The organism is Citrobacter sp. RHBSTW-01013 (assembly GCF_013781985.1).
GTDB lineage: Bacteria > Pseudomonadota > Gammaproteobacteria > Enterobacterales > Enterobacteriaceae > Citrobacter > Citrobacter braakii.
This window is the reverse complement of sequence record NZ_CP056185.1, coordinates 321,637-337,413: the sequence shown is the minus strand read 5'-3', so window position 1 is coordinate 337,413 and position 15,777 is coordinate 321,637. Positions and strand designations below refer to the sequence as shown.

Genomic DNA, 15,777 nt, shown 5'->3' with positions numbered 1-15,777 from the left:
CAATCAATACCCCGCCGTTAAATCATCCACGGAACGTGGGTCGGACGCGCCATACAGTGCACCATCCGGTCCAACCATAATGCTCTGCGTGCTGCCCATCGCTTCTTTCAGCGCCACTTTCTGTCCTTTTTGCTCCAGCAGCTTAATTGTATCCGGGCTGAAGCCCTTCTCAATACGAAGCTCATCCGGCAACCACTGATGATGGAAGCGTGGTGCGTTGGTCGCTTCGGCGACGTTCATCCCGAAATCAATGCTGTTGACCACCATTTGCAACACAGTAGTGATAATTCGACTCCCGCCTGGGCTGCCGGTAACCAGCCAGGTTTTCCCATCTTTTACCACGATAGTCGGCGACATAGATGACAGCGGACGCTTCTTCGGTCCGACCGCGTTGGCATCGCCGCCTACCAGACCGTATACGTTCGGTACGCCCGGCTTGGCAGAGAAGTCGTCCATTTCATTATTGAGCAGAATGCCAGTGTTACCCGCCACAATACCGGTCCCGAAGGTGGTATTCAGGGTATAGGTCACCGCCACGGCATTGCCGTCTTTATCCACCACCGAGAAGTGAGTGGTCTGATTGCTTTCATACGGGGCGAGCTTGCCAGGCTTAATCTGGCTGGAAGGCTTAGCCTTGTTGATATCAATCTGATCGGCAAGCGTTTTAGCATAGGCTTTGTTGGTCAGAGCCTGCCATGGCACTTTCACAAAATCGGGATCGCCCAGATACTCCGAGCGGTCAGCGTAGGCATATTTCTCCGCTTCAGCCATGACCTGCATGGCGTCGGCGCTACCAAACCCGTACTTCTTCATATCAAAGTTTTCAAGAATATTGAGGATCTGCACGATGTGAATACCGCCAGAGGACGGCGGCGGCATGGAGAAGACCTGATACCCGCGATAGTCACCGCTAATCGGCGTACGCTCCACGGCTTTATAGCTGGCTAAGTCCTCTTTGGTCATCAGCCCGCCGTTCTTCTGCATTTCCCCGGCGATCTGATCGGCAATAGCCCCTTTATAAAACGCATCCGGGCCGCTTTCGGCAATCATTTCCAGGCTTTTCGCCAGGTTCTTTTGTACCAGCTTATCGCCTTTTTTCAGTGGCTCGCCGTCTTTCCAGAAAATGGCTTTGCTGTTCTCGTGATTAGGGAGCACTTCACTGCCATAGGTTTTCAGATCGTCGGCCAGTGCGTCATTAACCACAAAGCCCTCTTCCGCCAGCTTCATCGCCGGACGTACCACTTTGTTCAGCGGCATCGTGCCGTATTTCTCCAGCGCCAGCGAGAAACCCGCGACGGTACCCGGCGTACCGGATGCCAGATGCGACGTCAGCGACTTTTTCGCATCGGCGTTGCCCTGCTCATCAAGGAACATGTCGCGGGTCGCGCCAGCAGGGGCCATTTCGCGAAAATCAATCGCCGTGGTGTTACCGTCTTTGGTACGCAGCAGCATAAAACCGCCACCGCCCAGATTGCCCGCCTGGGGATGCGTCACCGCCAGCGCGTAGCCAACGGCCACGGCGGCATCGACGGCATTCCCACCCTGTTTAAGAATATCCACCCCCACCTGAGTGGCAAGCGCATCCACGGAGGCCACCATCCCCTGCTGCGCACGCACGGGATGGAACACATCCTCCTCAACACCGTATGATACCGGCGGCGGTGCAGCCGGAGCGGCAGCAACGCTAAAACAACTTCCTGAGAGCAGAGCAGCAATGGCTACCCGGCGTAAAAACGTCGGTTTTATCATCGTTATTCTCCAGATGTATGGGGGTCAGCCCCCACTAAGCCTGGTGCATAACTCTGAAATAATCATCGTAACGGCGAGAAAGGAGTAAACTTAAGAGATCCCCGAGAGGAGAAAAGCGATGAAACGACTCTTACTTTTAGCCATGCTGTTGCCGTTTGCAGGCTTTGCGCAGCCCATCAACACCATGAATAACCCGAATCAACCCGGTTATCAGATCCCGAGCCAGCAGCGTATGCAAACCCAAATGCAATCGCAGCAGATTCAGCAGAAAGGGATGCTCAATCAGCAGTTGCAAACGCAGACGCGTATGCAACAACAGCATATGGAAAACCAAATCAATTCCAACTCCCAGCGCGTCCTTCAGTCTCAGCCTGGCGAGTTTAATTCCAGCCAGCAGCAAATGCTGCCCAACAGCAACGGTGGGATGTTAAGTGGACCCCGTAACCCGGACAGCTCGCTGAATAAGCAACATATGCTGTCGGAGAAAAAGAACGGCGACATGCTGAAGCCCTCCAGCACGCCGCAGCCTAACGTTCCGTTAAAAACAATTGGGCCTTAACAGGGCTGGAAATCCGGACAAATCGTATCAATGGCATCGGTACAGATGCAGTCCACTCCCCAGCGCAGCAGTTCCGCCGCGCGCTGGGGTCGGTTGACGGTATACACCAGAATACGCAGCCCTGCGTCGCGCAGCGCATCCACGCGCGCTTCATCCAGCAGCTTGTGATTAAGATGAATAGAGACGCAACCCAGCCGCGTTGTCAGCTCACGCCAGTCCTCGCGCCACTCATCAAGCAGTAAGCCTCTCGGCAGTTCAGGCGCCGCCTGCTGCGCCGCTGCAAGCGCGTCAATTTCAAAGGATGACAACAGCGGTGGTGTCATTCCCGCCCACAGTTCCCAAGCGGCCAGCGCTACGGCTTTGCCGGTTAACGTTCCGGTGCCGGTGGTGGGTTTAATTTCAATATTCGCCATCATACCGTGCTGACGGCAGCGCTCGGCCACTTGCGAGAGCAGCGGTAGCGGTTCGCCTTTAAACTCACCGCTAAACCAGCCACCGGCGTCCACGCGCAATAAATCCTGCCAGTTCAGCTCGCCTGCCACACCCCAACCATTGCTGGTGCGTTCCAGGTTGTCGTCATGCAGCAAGAAGATCTCACCGTCTTTCGACAATTTAGCGTCAAACTCAATCATGGTATGCCCGTATCGCGCCCCCATGTCGATCGCCGCCAGGGTGTTTTCCGGTGCCAGCTTACCGCCGCCGCGATGGGCGACGATATGGGGGTAAGGCCAGTTACTCATACGCGTTGTCCTGTTTCGCCATCAAAAAGATGCAGATGATTTTCTGGCAGATGCAGCCACAGCGTGCTGCCTGCCGTCGGGCGATGCTGATGCGCCAGTCGCACCACCAGCTTTTGCTCACCCCAACGTCCGTGTGCCAGGTTATCCGCTCCCAGCATTTCCAGCGTGTCGACGACCAACGGCACGCCGCCTTCGGCCTGCGAGCTTAGCGCAATATGCTCCGGGCGGATACCCAACGTCATGTTACGCCCACCAGACTCCCTCGCGCTTCTGCCGAGGGGCAACGTCATGCCGTCATCCAGCTCAAAATGGGTGCCCGAGGCGCTGATGCGCCCGTCCAGCAGATTCATCGCCGGGCTGCCGATAAAACTCGCCACAAAGCGGCTGGCAGGCTTTTCATATACCTCAACCGGCGTGCCGATCTGCTCGGCAATGCCTTTGTTCATCACCATCACCCGCTGGGCGAGGGTCATCGCTTCAACCTGATCGTGCGTCACATACAGTGAGGTGGTTTTCAGTCGGCGATGCAGATGTTGTAACTCCAGACGCATCTGTACGCGCAGCTTGGCATCGAGGTTAGACAGCGGCTCATCAAACAGGAATACCGCTGGGTCACGGACAATCGCCCGCCCCATCGCCACACGCTGGCGCTGACCGCCGGAAAGCTCGCGCGGACGACGCTTGAGCAGTTCACCCAGCTCGAGAATACGCGCCGCTTCTTTCACCCGTTCGGCAATATGCTCCTTGCCCATCCCACGGATTTTCAGCCCCCAGGCCATATTTTCTTCCACGCTCATATGTGGGTAGAGCGCGTAGTTCTGAAAGACCATCGCAATGCCGCGATCCTTAGGCTCCATTTCGGTGACGCGTTTATTATCAATCCAGATATCGCCGCCGCTCACCCGTTCAAGCCCGGCCACCATCCGTAGCAGCGTTGACTTACCGCAGCCGGATGGGCCAACCATCACGATAAATTCTCCGTCCGCGACATCCAGCGTCAGCGGTTTAATCACCTGGGTTTTGCCGTCCCAGCTTTTGGTTACTGCCTGTAGTTTTAAACCAGCCATTTTTATTTCTCACTATCGACCAAGCCACGTACGAAGGCACGCTGCATGGCTAACACGATGATTACCGGAGGGATGATCGTCAGCAGCATGGCTGCCATTACCTGATTCCACTGCGTGGTGCCTTCACCAGTAGCAATCATGCCTTTGATACCTGCCACCGCAGTGCCCAAATTGACATCGGTAATAATTAACAACGGCCACAAATACTGGTTCCAGCCGTAGATAAAGGTGATCACAAACAGCGCCGCCAGATTGGTTTTTGACAGCGGTAGTACAATATCGCGGAAAAAACGCATCGGTGACGCGCCGTCAATACGCGCCGCCTCAACCAATTCATCCGGCAGGGTCATAAAAAACTGCCGGAACAGGAACGTCGCAGTCGCCGATGCCATTAACGGCAGCGTCAGACCCGCATAGCTGTCGAGCATTTTCAGGTTGGCGATCACTTCCACCGTCGGGAAAATACGCACCTCGACCGGCAGCATCAGCGTGATAAAAATCATCCAGAAGAACAGGTTACGCAGTGGAAAGCGGAACCAGACGATGGCGAATGCGGAGAGCATAGAGACGGTGATTTTCCCTACCGTAATACTGAACGCCATGATGAAACTATTGAGCATCATCAGCCAGAACGGCGCGCTGTTAACGCCCACGCCGTTGACCCAGATGTATTTCATGTTTTCCAGCAGCTGTGTGCCGGGAACCAGTGTCATCGGCGTTTCAAAGACAGCTTTGTTATCCAGCGTCGCCGCGACAAACGCAACGTACAGCGGAAACAGGATCACCATGATCCCCATAATCAACATGGCATGGCTGAATATTGTCAGCCCACGACGATTCTCAATCATTGGTAACGCACCTTACTTTCCACATAGCGGAACTGCACCACCGTCAAAATAATGACCAGGAACATCAGCACTACCGATTGGGCGGCCGAGGCGGAGAGATCCAGCCCGACAAAGCCTTCGCGATAGATCTTATAAATCAACGTAGTGGTCGCCTGTACCGGCCCACCCGCCGTGGCGGCATCGATCACCGGGAAGGTATCAAAGAAGGCATAAACCAGATTCACCACCAGCAGAAAGAAGCTGACCGGTGCAATCAGCGGCAGCGCCAGCTTAAAGAAGCGGCGAACCGGTCCCGCACCATCAATCGCGGCGGCTTCAATCAGCGACCGCGGAATAGACTGTAGTGCGGCAAAGAAGAACAGGAAGTTGTAACTAATCTGCTTCCAGACCGACGCAAACACCACCAGAAACATCGCCTGACCGCTGTTTTGCGCATGGTTCCAGTCATAGCCAAACTCACCGAGAAAATGGGTAATCAGCCCGCGCCCTGGGTTAAACAGGAAGATCCACAATACGGCGGCGACGGCGGGCGCAACGGCGTAAGGCAACAGCATCAGCGTCTGGTAAAAACGGCTACCGCGTACCACGTAATTCACCAGCGCCGCAAAAAATAACGACACCAGTAAACCGCTTACCGTGACTAACGTACTGAACTTAATGGTGGTCCAGAATGAATCAAGGTAGTACGGGTCATGAAACAGCGCGATAAAGTTTTCCAGTCCGACAAACTGGCTAGAAAGACCAAACGGATCAACGGATTGTAGTGAATACCACAGCGCTTCACCGGCGGGCCAGATAAAGAAAATAACGGTGATAACCAACTGCGGGGCCACCAGCAAATAGGGAAGCCAGCGCGAGCGGAACACCGGACGGGATGAAGACATGTAGGTTCTTTTCCTGGAAGGTGCCAGATTGCGGTGCACACACCGTATCCGGCCTACAAACTATACGCATTTGTAGGCCGGGTGAGTCGCAGCCGCCACCCGGCATTTCACATTACGATTTAGTCGATTGCTCAAAGCGGCGCAGTAACTGATTGCCACGCTCAACGGCAGCATCCAGCGCCTGCTGCGGGGTTTTCTTCCCGGTCCAGACGCTTTCCAGTTCTTCATCTACGATGGTGCGGATCTGCGGCATGTTGCCCAGACGCAGCCCTTTGGTGAACGGCAACGGTGGCTTGTTCAGCATCTGGCGGGTGGCGATATCAGCCCCAGGGTTCTTATCATAGAAGCCCTGCTCGCGGGTCAAGTCGTACGCGGCGGTGGTAATGGGCAGGTAGCCGGTCTTCTGGTGCCATTCGGCAGCAATTTCAGGCTTCGCCAGGAAGTTGAGGAACTGCGCCACGCCTTCGTAGGTTGCTTTGTCTTTACCCTGCATCACCCACAGGCTGGCTCCCCCGATAATCGCGTTCTGCGGCGCGCCCTTCACATCGGCATCGTACGGCATCATGCCGACGCCATAGTTGAATTTGGCGTAGTGGCGGATGTCAGCCAGAGAACCGGAAGAGGCGGTGGTAATGGCACAATCCCCGTTATAGAACTTCTCGGTAGACTCGTCTTTACGCCCGAAGTAGCTGAAATCCCCTTTTTTGTTCAACTCTTCCAGCAGGGCGATATGTTTCACCTGTTCCGGTTTATTGAATTCCAGCACCGCGTCAGTACCGTCAAAGCCGTTGTTTTTGGTGGCTACCGGCAGACCATTCCAGGCGCTGAAGTTTTCAATCTGAATCCATCCCTGCCAGCCGCTGGCGTAGCCGCACTTCATGCCTGCTGCTTTCAGCTTCGCGGTGTATTCCGCCAGATCCTGCCAGGTTTTTGGCGGCTGCTCAGGGTCTAAACCGGCTTTTTTGAAGGCATCTTTGTTGTAGTACAGCACCGGCGTGGAGCTGTTAAACGGCTGGGAGAGTAAGTGTCCGCTTTTAGAGTCGGTGTAATAACCGGAAACCGTCGGCACGAACTGAGACTCATCGAAGTTAATACCAGCCTCTTTGAATACTTCATAGACCGGTTTAATGGCTTTCGAAGCCATCATCGTTGCCGTGCCCACTTCATAAACCTGTAGTAACGCAGGTGCGTTTCCGGTACGGAAAGCCGCAATACCTGCGCTCAGGCTCTGCTCGTAGTTGCCTTTGTACTGCGGAACAATTTTGTAGTCGGGATTGGCGGCATTAAAACGTTGCGCCAGTGAATCAACTTCTTTACCCAGTTCACCTTCCATTGAGTGCCAGAACGGGATAGTGGTGACGGCCAGAGCCTGACCTGCAAACGCCAGGCTAAGTGCCAGTCCTAAAGCTGTATGTCGTAACGATATCATCGGTTATCTCTCTTGTTGTGCCGGATGCGCGATATCACGCGTTTTATGCTCGCGGGGGTAACATGACATGCTCGAATGACAGAAAAATAACTTTTTTATTACAAAAAAAAGATAGTAAGGCGACAAACAGATGGCAAGGCGGTGAAAGCGTAGTGACAGGAAAATGCGGGGTGGTGCACAACAAAGCCGGGTAACGCTATGTCTTACCCGGCCAGGATGACGTTATCTGTTGCAGCCAGCAAGGAACATTAATCTTTACGCCAGCGTCGTTCATATTCATTCTGTAAACGCTGCTGTTCCCGCCGCTCTCGTTCGCGCTGAATATCCGATTTCTCATCTTCCCAGCCCGGGCAGACAGAGGTGGTGAACACTTCACAGGGCGAGCTGGACTGGGCTAACGAGTTGTCCGGTTTCTCTTCCCAGATTGAAGGGTGGCGCGGGTCGAACGCAGGCGGTGCTAAGGCCAGGGTATTTGATGAAAGTGTCAAAAACAAACCGCCAATCATCATGCAGATACCGGAACGTATCATCCTTTCTCCATGTTCACTTTTATTATTGATAACTATTCTCAATAATAACATAGAGCAATAAAAAGGGGCCATATCAGGCCCCCTTATCCATTCAGAGAATGTTAACCGCCCAGATACGCGCTGCGCACTGCTTCGTTAGCCAGTAACGCATCACCGGTGTCTTCCAGCACCACATGACCATTTTCCAGCACGTAGCCGCGATCGGCGAGCTTCAGCGCCTGGTTAGCGTTCTGTTCGACGAGGAAGATTGTCATCCCCTGCTCGCGCAGTTGTTCGATGGTGTTGAAGATCTGCTGGATGATAATCGGCGCCAGACCCAGCGACGGTTCATCAAGCAGCAGCAGCCGCGGCTGACTCATCAGCGCACGGCCTATCGCCAGCATCTGCTGTTCACCGCCGGACATCGTGCCCGCACGCTGAATTCGACGTTCATGCAGGCGGGGAAACAGGTCATACACCCACTTGATGCGTTCCTGAAACTGGTCCTTTTCGGCAAAGAAACCGCCCATCGCCAGGTTCTCTTCCACCGTCATGCGGGAAAACACGCGACGCCCTTCCGGAACAATCGCTACCGCTTCGCGCATGATTTTCGCCGTCTGCCAGTCGGTAATGTCTTTACCATCAAAGACAATTCGCCCACTTGTCGCACGCGGATCGCCACACAGCGTACCAAGCAGCGTGGTTTTTCCCGCGCCGTTGGCGCCGATAAGCGTCACGATTTCACCTTGATTGATATACAAGCTGACGTCGTGCAGCGCCTGTATCTTGCCGTAGTGGGCGCTGACTTTGTCAAAGGACAACATGACTTTTTCCATATTATGCGTCACCACCATTATGCTTCACCTAAATAGGCGCGGATCACGTCCGGGTTGTTACGAATCTGTTCCGGCGTCCCGTTCGCCAGCGGCGTGCCCTGATTCACCACGTAAATACGGTCGGAAATACCCATCACCAGCTTCATGTCGTGCTCAATCAACAAAATGGTGGTGTTGTGATGGTTACGCAGTTCAGCAATCAGCTCGTCCAGCTCTTTGGTCTCTTTCGGGTTGAGGCCTGCGGCGGGTTCGTCGAGCATCAGGATTTCCGGCTGGGTCACCATGCAACGTGCAATCTCCAGACGGCGCTGGTCGCCGTAGGCCAGGTTACTGGCCTGACGGTTGGCGTGCTCCAGCAAACCAATACGCTCCAGCCAGGTGGCGGCGCGATCCAACGCTTCACTCTGCGCGCGACGGAACGACGGGGTTTTCAACAGGCCGGAGAAGACGCCGGTTTTCAGCTGCTGATGTTGCGCCACCAGCAGGTTTTCAATCACCGTCATTTCGCGAAACAGACGCACGTGCTGGAAAGTACGCACCACGCCCATCCGCGCAATTTGTTGACCCGGCAGCCCTTCCAGATGCTGGTCGCGCAGCTTAATCGTCCCACCCGTCGGCTTATAAAAACCGGTCAGGCAGTTAAAGACCGTGGTTTTTCCCGCACCGTTTGGCCCGATTAACGAGACGATCTCCTGTGGTCTCAGCTCCAGTTCAACGTTGTTTACCGCCAGCAGACCGCCGAAGCGCATCATCAGGCCGTTGACGGATAATAATGGCTGACTCATGCCTGCTCTCCTTTTGCTTCCCCGTTTTTCAGCTTCAACTGCGGACGGGTCATCGGCAACAAGCCCTGCGGACGCCAGATCATCATCAGTACCATTAAACCACCCAGCATTAACATGCTGTATTCATTGAAATCACGCATCAGCTCGCGTGACACCACCAGCAGGATGGCCGCGAGGATCACTGCAAACTGTGAGCCCATTCCGCCCAGTACCACAATCGCCAGCACAAAGGCCGACTCGGCAAAGGTGAAGGATTCCGGGCTGACAAAACCCTGACGCGCGGCAAACAACGTACCGGCAAAACCGGCAAACGCGGCGCTGATGGTAAAGGCGGTCAGCTTGATGCGCGTAGGGTTTAAGCCCAACGAGCGACAGGCTATTTCATCTTCGCGCAGCGCTTCCCACGCACGACCCAACGGCATACGCAGCAGACGGTTGATGACAAACAGCGAGAAGACCACCAGCAGCAGCGCCACCAGATAGAGGAAAATAACGCGGTCAGAGGGATCGTACTTCACGTTAAAGAAGTTGCTGAAGGTATCCCAGCCACCTTCACGGGCAGTACGGCTGAACTCCAGACCGAAAAAGGTCGGTTTCGGGATCTGGCTGATACCGTTCGGACCACCGGTCACTTCGGTGTTGTTGAGCAGCAGGATACGGACGATTTCGCCGAAGCCTAAAGTCACAATCGCCAGATAGTCACCGCGCAGGCGCAGTACCGGGAAGCCGAGCATAAAGCCCGCAGCAGCGGAAACCAGCCCCGCCAGCGGCAGACAGGTCCAGAAGCCGAGTCCGTAATAGTGGTTCAGCAGCGCGAAGGTGTAAGCACCGATGGCATAGAAGCCGCCGTAACCCAGCACCAGCAGACCGGAAAGCCCCACCACCACGTTTAAGCCGAGGCCGAGGATGATATAAATCATCGTCAGCGTGGCAATATCAACCGTACCGCGCGACACCATAAACGGCCACGCCACGGCAATCACCAGCAGCGCGACCAGGAACAGCTTCTGTTTAACGGTGGAGCCATCAATCGCCGGCAGAATAAACTTCGGTCCGGAGACGCTCTTCAGGCCCTTCTGGAAAGCTGGACGCAACAGTTGGTAGAGAAAGACCACGCCAGTGCCGATAAACACCCACTGCCAGCGGATATCCGCGGCGGTATCCACCACCAGTTTGGTGCCGTCAAGCTCCAACTGGACGCCCATAAAGACGCCCGCCAGGATGAAGAACATAGCGGCAGAGAGCAGCGCCATTGCAAAATGCATCGGTTTCATACTTTCTCTACCTCCGGGCGACCCAGAATACCGGTCGGCATCACCAGCAGCACCAGAATCAGCAGCGCGAATGAAACCACGTCTTTGTATTCGGTACTCAGATAAGCAGAGGAGAGCGCTTCCGCGACACCCAGAATCAGGCCGCCGATCATCGCCCCAGGAATGCTGCCGATGCCGCCCAGTACCGCCGCGGTAAAGGCTTTCATTCCGGCCATAAAGCCGATATAGGGGTTAATTACGCCGTAGAACTGGCCGAGCAGTACGCCCGCTACCGCCGCCATTGCCGCGCCAATCACAAAGGTCAGCGCAATCACGCGATCGGTATTTATGCCGAGCAGGCTGGCCATTTTCAGGTCTTCCGCGCAGGCACGGCAGGCACGGCCCATACGGGAGTAACGGATAAACAGCGTCAGCGCCAGCATCGCCAGGAAGGTTACAATCCAGATAACCAACTGCATGGTGGTGATGGAAGCAGAGAAGTTTTCGCTACTGCCGACAGTCCACTGGCCGTTAAACAGGCTGGGCAGCGCCACATCGCGCGAACCTTCCGTCAGGCTGACGTAGTTTTGCAGGAAGATGGACATCCCGATAGCGGAAATCAGCGCGATCAGGCGCTTAGAGCTGCGCACGGGCCGATACGCTACGCGTTCAATGCTCCAGCCGTAGGCGCTGGCAATCACAATCGCGCCGACAAAGCCCGCCGCGACCAGTAGCCAGCTGGAATCAATACCCATCATCATTAGCGCAGCGATGATCATAAAGGAGACATAGCTGCCGATCATATACACCTCGCCGTGGGCGAAGTTGATCATGCCGATAATGCCGTACACCATCGTGTAACCGATGGCGATCAGCGCGTAGGTGCTTCCCAGCGTGACGCCGTTAAACATCTGCTGCAAGAAATAGAGGAACTGCTCGGACATAAGGTAACCTTTCTTAACCCGCCCGTTTTGCACGGGCGGTGGGATAACTCGTCTTCAGCTATTACTTCGCGACGGTCGATGATCCGTCCGCGTGCCACTGGAAGACACCAAACTCAAATCCCTTCAAATCGCCTTTTTCGTCCCATTTCAGCGGCCCAATCACGGTGTCAGCACCGTGTGCTTTCAGATCTTTCACCAGCTCCAACGGCTCTTTGCTACCGCTGCGATCCATTGCTGTCGCCAATGACTGGACGGCTGCATAAGTGATCCACACGTACGGTCCGGTTGGATCTTTCTTGTCAGCTTTGAGCGCATCGACGATAGCTTTATTCGCCGGATCCTGGTCATAGCGTTTTGGCATGGTCACCAGCATGCCTTCAGCGGCATCACCGGCAATATTAGACAGCGACGCATTGCCCACGCCCTCAGGTCCCATAAACTGGGTATTCAGCCCGACGGAGCGAGCCTGGCGCAGCATTTGTCCCATTTCCGGGTAGTAGCCGCCGTAATAAACAAAATCGATATTTTCTTTTTTCAGGCGGGCGATCAGCGCAGAAAAATCTTTTTCCCCGGCAGTGATCCCGTCAAAGAAGACGATATTGGCTTTGCCCGCTTTCAGGCTCTCCTGCACTGAACGCGCCAGGCCTTCACCGTATTGCTGTTTATCGTGAATGATGGCGATGCGTTGCGGCTTCACCTTCTCCAGAATGTATTTCGCGGCGGTCGGCCCCTGAGAGGAGTCCAGGCCCGCTGTACGCATAATGTGTGCGTAACCGCGCTGGGTCAGTTCCGGGTTGGTCGCGCCCGGGGAAATCATCAGAATGCCTTCGTCTTCATAGATATCTGATGCGGGCTGCGTGGAAGATGAGCACAGATGACCAATAACGTACTGAATGCCGTCATTGACGATTTTGTTCGCTACCGCAACGGCCTGTTTCGGATCGCAGGCGTCGTCATATTCGACGGCAACCAGTTTGTCGCCTTTGACCCCGCCTTTGGCATTGATATCTTTAATGGCCTGACGTGCGCCATTAAATTCCATATCACCCCACTGCGCGACCGGACCTGACATCGCCCCGACAACAGCGACCTTGATATCCTCCGCCATGACCGCGTGTGACATTGCCAGTGCTATCACCCCTGCGATGATTGTTTTCGCATTCCGTTTCATTTTCCTGAATCCCCATTCGTGATGATGTATATATTTTGTATTTATGTGGTTAAAAAGCAGACTGTGCTTTTTTTGAACTGTACTATTTTTACCAGTCTCGTTAATGGTTTAGCGCAGTTTTTTAAGCAAATTACGGCTAAAATCTCTATTTTTCAGTCGATTAAGAAAAGATAATATTCTGCTTTTCACTATAGATAAACAAAAAAAAGTGCATTTGTCAGCATAAAATAACGGCACAAAGAGCGGAATAAAATGCTGCATTCCAGGGTATTATCCTGCCTGTTTTTCAATCTCTACTGTTTCAATCTGTCATTGTCGTTGTTACAAAACTATTAACCTGGTTAATCGCATTAAAAAGAGAAAGCATCCGGGCGAATTATTTCGGTACACTGATTCCATCTTTTGTGATTTGGACATGCTGTTAATGAAGCTGACCATCGTTCGTTTAGATAACTTTAGCGACCAGGACCTGATTGATCTGGGCAAAATCTGGCCGGAATATTCCGCCTCATCATTAAGCGTAGATGAAACGCACCGGATCTACGCCGCACGCTTTAACGAGCGTCTGTTAGGTGCCGTGCGGGTAACCCTGAGCGGCACACAAGGCGCACTGGATTCATTGCGCGTGCGCGATATCACCCGCCGTCGCGGCGTCGGGCAGTATTTGATCGAAGAAGTGATCCGGGAAAACCCTGACGTGAGTTCGTGGTGGATGGCCGACGTCGGCGTTGAAGACCGCAGCGTGATGGCCGCATTTATGCAGGTGTTAGGGTTTACGGCCCAGGAAAATGGCTGGGAGAAACGGTAGAAAACCGCCCCCAACCAATTGTATTACGAGTATTTTCCCAAGAATTTTGTGTTGCAGGCAGGCGGCAAGTTATAAAATCCCCGGAGCTTACATAAGTAAGTGACCGGGGTTGAATAACGCAGCCAACACACCTGCGGCACGAAAGGCGCCGGGAAAATCACTTGGCGTCTGTCGCCGTCCCGTTTGCATGCCAGTCAAACACACCGAATTCGAAGCCTTTCAGGTCGCCCTTAGCATCCCAGGACAGTGGTCCCATGACGGTTTCCACCGAGTTTGCTTTCAGATACTTGGCAATTTCAGCCGGTTCGTCAGACTGGTTCAGACCGGCCTGCAAAGATTGCAGCGCGGCGTAGGTGGTCCATACGAATGCGCCGCTCGGATCCTGTTTCTTAGCTTTGATAGCATCTACGATGGGTTTGTTCGCCGGAACCTGGTCGTAGTTCTTCGGTTTCGTTACCAGTAAGCCTTCTGCAGATTCACCGGCGATGTTAGACAGCGACACGTTCGCTACACCTTCTGGCCCCATAAACTGGGTTTTCAGACCCGCGGCGCGTGCCTGGCGCAGGATTTGCCCCATTTCCGGGTGGTAACCGCCGTAGTAAACGAAATCGATGTTCTCTTTCTTCAAACGCGCTACCAGCGTAGAAAAATCTTTTTCCCCGGCGGTGATCCCGTCAAAGAACACCACATTGGCGTTACCCTTTTTCAGGCCATCCTGCACCGCGCGGGCCAGACCTTCACCGTACTGCTGCTTATCATGAATAATCGCGATGCGCTGCGGCTTCACTTTTTCAACGATATATTTGGCGGCCGTTGGGCCCTGATCGGAATCCAGACCAGTGGTACGCATTACCAGGCTATAGCCGCGCGCGGTCAGCTCCGGCGCCGTTGCCGCTGGGGTGATCATTAGAATGCCTTCGTCTTCATAGATGTCTGAAGCAGGCTGAGTGGAAGAAGAGCACAGGTGACCGATTACGTATTTAATCCCGTCGTTGACCACTTTGTTCGCAACCGCTACCGCTTGTTTCGGGTCACAGGCATCGTCATATTTCACCATGACCAGTTTGTCACCTTTCACGCCGCCCTTGGCGTTGATATCCGCAATTGCCTGCTCTGCGCCGGTAAATTCCTGATCGCCATACTGCGCTACCGGGCCAGACATCGCCCCCACAACAGCAATTTTTATATCTTCTGCTAATGCCATGTTGCTGAATGCGAGTGCAATACATCCTGCCAGTAACGCTTTACCCTTCATTTTCATCCTGAGGTTCCTCATTGTTATGGTTGTTGCATTTGTTGTGATGTTGTTATTTAGCACATTATTCTGATATTGGCGTCACACCAAGTATAAGACATTGATATTTAGGCATGCTGATCGTGCATTTTCAGCATACTCTGCTAAAACATACCCCATTTTTATGGATTTGAAACGTGAATTTTTGCGATGACATAACATATAGGTGACAAAACTATAAATATCAATTTCATCTCCATAATATGACCTTATATCATCGATATAAAATATTATCTTAATTAAGATGCATTGTTGAATATATATAAATGACAATATTAATTATAAAAACCAAATATTATATTATTTTGTTATGCGTTATATTCATCCGCTAGAAATAGCCATATTAGTCAATACATTCAATATGTGATCTTGGTAACGTTTAAAAATCCATAAAACAATATATATTCAAAGAACAGAAACCACTCTCAAGAACGGAATCTGTTACATACAAAATATAAATCAAACATATGGATTATATATATAAGGAAGATAACCATTGAATCTCTATGATATCATCATATTAACACATGGTGACGCAGGTAAAGAGTTATTAAACAGTAGTGAAATGATTGTTGGCAAAACGAAAAATACAACGGCTATTTCTCTGATCATCGGGATGTCACCAGAAACGTTAATGGAGCAAACAAGGAAAATACTCAGACCCAATATTAAAACCGTCATTCTTACCGATATATATGGTGGAACACCATCAAATGTAGCGACGGTTCTCTCCAGAGAATACCCTATTCATTGTATTAGCGGCGTAAACCTTGCCATGCTGCTTGAAGCGAATATGTTACAAGACTCCGATAAAGAAATCACCATCGAAGAATATGTTCAATGTATTCATGATGCCGGTAAAGATATGGTTCAAAGTTATCAATTTAATAAAGGATAATAG

16 protein-coding genes are annotated in these 15,777 nt (G+C 52.8%); 3 read left to right on the top strand and 13 right to left on the bottom strand.

Going from position 1 to position 15,777, the window contains the following annotated elements; all coding sequences use genetic code 11:
• Positions 1-3: 3 nt before the first annotated feature.
• Entirely contained in the window at positions 4-1,749 is a 1,746-nt protein-coding gene (gene ggt, locus HV350_RS01660; protein ID WP_046274514.1) for a gamma-glutamyltransferase, read from the bottom strand.
• Positions 1,750-1,867: 118 nt separating this feature from the next.
• Between ggt and HV350_RS01655 the strand changes: the two genes are divergently transcribed.
• Positions 1,868-2,308 (top strand): DUF2756 family protein, encoded by a 441-nt coding sequence (locus HV350_RS01655; RefSeq protein WP_016154827.1) that lies wholly within the window; start codon positions 1,868-1,870, stop codon positions 2,306-2,308.
• On the opposite strand, the gene ugpQ is transcribed toward HV350_RS01655, so the two are convergent.
• The 11 genes from ugpQ to livK form a co-directional block, all read right to left on the bottom strand.
• On the bottom strand, positions 2,305-3,048 hold the full coding sequence (gene ugpQ, locus HV350_RS01650) for a glycerophosphodiester phosphodiesterase (protein WP_181629669.1): 744 nt from the start codon (positions 3,046-3,048) through the stop codon (positions 2,305-2,307). The genes HV350_RS01655 and ugpQ overlap by 4 nt on opposite strands.
• Entirely contained in the window at positions 3,045-4,115 is a 1,071-nt protein-coding gene (locus tag HV350_RS01645; protein WP_016154829.1) for a sn-glycerol-3-phosphate import ATP-binding protein UgpC, read from the bottom strand. The genes ugpQ and HV350_RS01645 overlap by 4 nt, the downstream gene beginning before the upstream one ends.
• A gap of 2 nt (positions 4,116-4,117) precedes the next feature.
• The gene (gene ugpE / locus HV350_RS01640; RefSeq protein ID WP_181629667.1) at positions 4,118-4,963 is read right to left on the bottom strand and encodes a sn-glycerol-3-phosphate ABC transporter permease UgpE; all 846 of its coding nucleotides are present in this window, start codon (positions 4,961-4,963) and stop codon (positions 4,118-4,120) included.
• Positions 4,960-5,847, bottom strand: a complete 888-nt coding sequence (gene ugpA, locus HV350_RS01635; RefSeq protein WP_016154830.1) for a sn-glycerol-3-phosphate ABC transporter permease UgpA — start codon at positions 5,845-5,847, stop codon at positions 4,960-4,962. Before ugpA ends, ugpE begins: the two co-directional genes overlap by 4 nt.
• Before the next feature lie 112 nt (positions 5,848-5,959).
• Complete coding sequence (gene ugpB, locus HV350_RS01630) at positions 5,960-7,276, bottom strand: sn-glycerol-3-phosphate ABC transporter substrate-binding protein UgpB (protein ID WP_016154831.1); 1,317 nt, start codon at positions 7,274-7,276, stop codon at positions 5,960-5,962.
• Positions 7,277-7,524: 248 nt separating this feature from the next.
• Positions 7,525-7,806 carry a hypothetical protein gene (locus HV350_RS01625; protein ID WP_181629666.1) on the bottom strand — a complete coding sequence of 94 codons (282 nt, stop codon included), beginning with the start codon at positions 7,804-7,806 and terminating at the stop codon, positions 7,525-7,527.
• Between the two features lie 101 nt (positions 7,807-7,907).
• On the bottom strand, positions 7,908-8,621 hold the full coding sequence (livF, locus tag HV350_RS01620; RefSeq protein ID WP_085951092.1) for a high-affinity branched-chain amino acid ABC transporter ATP-binding protein LivF: 714 nt from the start codon (positions 8,619-8,621) through the stop codon (positions 7,908-7,910).
• A 17-nt stretch (positions 8,622-8,638) separates the two neighbouring features.
• On the bottom strand, positions 8,639-9,406 hold the full coding sequence (gene livG / locus HV350_RS01615; protein ID WP_003023438.1) for a high-affinity branched-chain amino acid ABC transporter ATP-binding protein LivG: 768 nt from the start codon (positions 9,404-9,406) through the stop codon (positions 8,639-8,641).
• A complete protein-coding gene (gene livM, locus HV350_RS01610; protein WP_181629664.1) occupies positions 9,403-10,680 on the bottom strand; it encodes a branched chain amino acid ABC transporter permease LivM in 1,278 nt (425 codons plus the stop codon). Before livM ends, livG begins: the two co-directional genes overlap by 4 nt.
• Positions 10,677-11,603, bottom strand: coding sequence for a high-affinity branched-chain amino acid ABC transporter permease LivH (gene livH, locus HV350_RS01605; protein WP_003023435.1), 927 nt, complete (start codon positions 11,601-11,603; stop codon positions 10,677-10,679). Before livH ends, livM begins: the two co-directional genes overlap by 4 nt.
• 61 nt (positions 11,604-11,664) lie before the next feature.
• Entirely contained in the window at positions 11,665-12,774 is a 1,110-nt protein-coding gene (livK, locus tag HV350_RS01600) for a high-affinity branched-chain amino acid ABC transporter substrate-binding protein LivK (RefSeq protein ID WP_016154836.1), read from the bottom strand.
• 424 nt (positions 12,775-13,198) lie between these two features.
• Here livK and panM point away from each other — a divergent pair, with 424 nt between their 5' ends.
• Positions 13,199-13,582, top strand: coding sequence for an aspartate 1-decarboxylase autocleavage activator PanM (panM, locus tag HV350_RS01595; protein WP_016154837.1), 384 nt, complete (start codon positions 13,199-13,201; stop codon positions 13,580-13,582).
• 157 nt (positions 13,583-13,739) lie between these two features.
• Here the strand turns inward: panM and livJ are convergent, their stop codons facing one another.
• A complete protein-coding gene (gene livJ, locus HV350_RS01590; RefSeq protein ID WP_181629662.1) occupies positions 13,740-14,843 on the bottom strand; it encodes a branched chain amino acid ABC transporter substrate-binding protein LivJ in 1,104 nt (367 codons plus the stop codon).
• A 529-nt stretch (positions 14,844-15,372) separates the two neighbouring features.
• Between livJ and HV350_RS01585 the strand changes: the two genes are divergently transcribed.
• Entirely contained in the window at positions 15,373-15,774 is a 402-nt protein-coding gene (locus HV350_RS01585) for a PTS sugar transporter subunit IIA (protein WP_047501419.1), read from the top strand.
• Positions 15,775-15,777 lie beyond the last annotated feature (3 nt).

What these genes read in the sequence shown, in the direction of transcription:
- ggt (WP_046274514.1), bottom strand. Translation starts at nt 1,749, where the DNA reads ATGATAAAACCGACGTTTTTACGCCGGGTAGCCATTGCTGCTCTGCTC.
- HV350_RS01655 (WP_016154827.1), top strand. Translation starts at nt 1,868, where the DNA reads ATGAAACGACTCTTACTTTTAGCCATGCTGTTGCCGTTTGCAGGCTTT.
- ugpQ (WP_181629669.1), bottom strand. Translation starts at nt 3,048, where the DNA reads ATGAGTAACTGGCCTTACCCCCATATCGTCGCCCATCGCGGCGGCGGT.
- HV350_RS01645 (WP_016154829.1), bottom strand. Translation starts at nt 4,115, where the DNA reads ATGGCTGGTTTAAAACTACAGGCAGTAACCAAAAGCTGGGACGGCAAA.
- ugpE (WP_181629667.1), bottom strand. Translation starts at nt 4,963, where the DNA reads ATGATTGAGAATCGTCGTGGGCTGACAATATTCAGCCATGCCATGTTG.
- ugpA (WP_016154830.1), bottom strand. Translation starts at nt 5,847, where the DNA reads ATGTCTTCATCCCGTCCGGTGTTCCGCTCGCGCTGGCTTCCCTATTTG.
- ugpB (WP_016154831.1), bottom strand. Translation starts at nt 7,276, where the DNA reads ATGATATCGTTACGACATACAGCTTTAGGACTGGCACTTAGCCTGGCG.
- HV350_RS01625 (WP_181629666.1), bottom strand. Translation starts at nt 7,806, where the DNA reads ATGATACGTTCCGGTATCTGCATGATGATTGGCGGTTTGTTTTTGACA.
- livF (WP_085951092.1), bottom strand. Translation starts at nt 8,621, where the DNA reads ATGGAAAAAGTCATGTTGTCCTTTGACAAAGTCAGCGCCCACTACGGC.
- livG (WP_003023438.1), bottom strand. Translation starts at nt 9,406, where the DNA reads ATGAGTCAGCCATTATTATCCGTCAACGGCCTGATGATGCGCTTCGGC.
- livM (WP_181629664.1), bottom strand. Translation starts at nt 10,680, where the DNA reads ATGAAACCGATGCATTTTGCAATGGCGCTGCTCTCTGCCGCTATGTTC.
- livH (WP_003023435.1), bottom strand. Translation starts at nt 11,603, where the DNA reads ATGTCCGAGCAGTTCCTCTATTTCTTGCAGCAGATGTTTAACGGCGTC.
- livK (WP_016154836.1), bottom strand. Translation starts at nt 12,774, where the DNA reads ATGAAACGGAATGCGAAAACAATCATCGCAGGGGTGATAGCACTGGCA.
- panM (WP_016154837.1), top strand. Translation starts at nt 13,199, where the DNA reads ATGAAGCTGACCATCGTTCGTTTAGATAACTTTAGCGACCAGGACCTG.
- livJ (WP_181629662.1), bottom strand. Translation starts at nt 14,843, where the DNA reads ATGAAAATGAAGGGTAAAGCGTTACTGGCAGGATGTATTGCACTCGCA.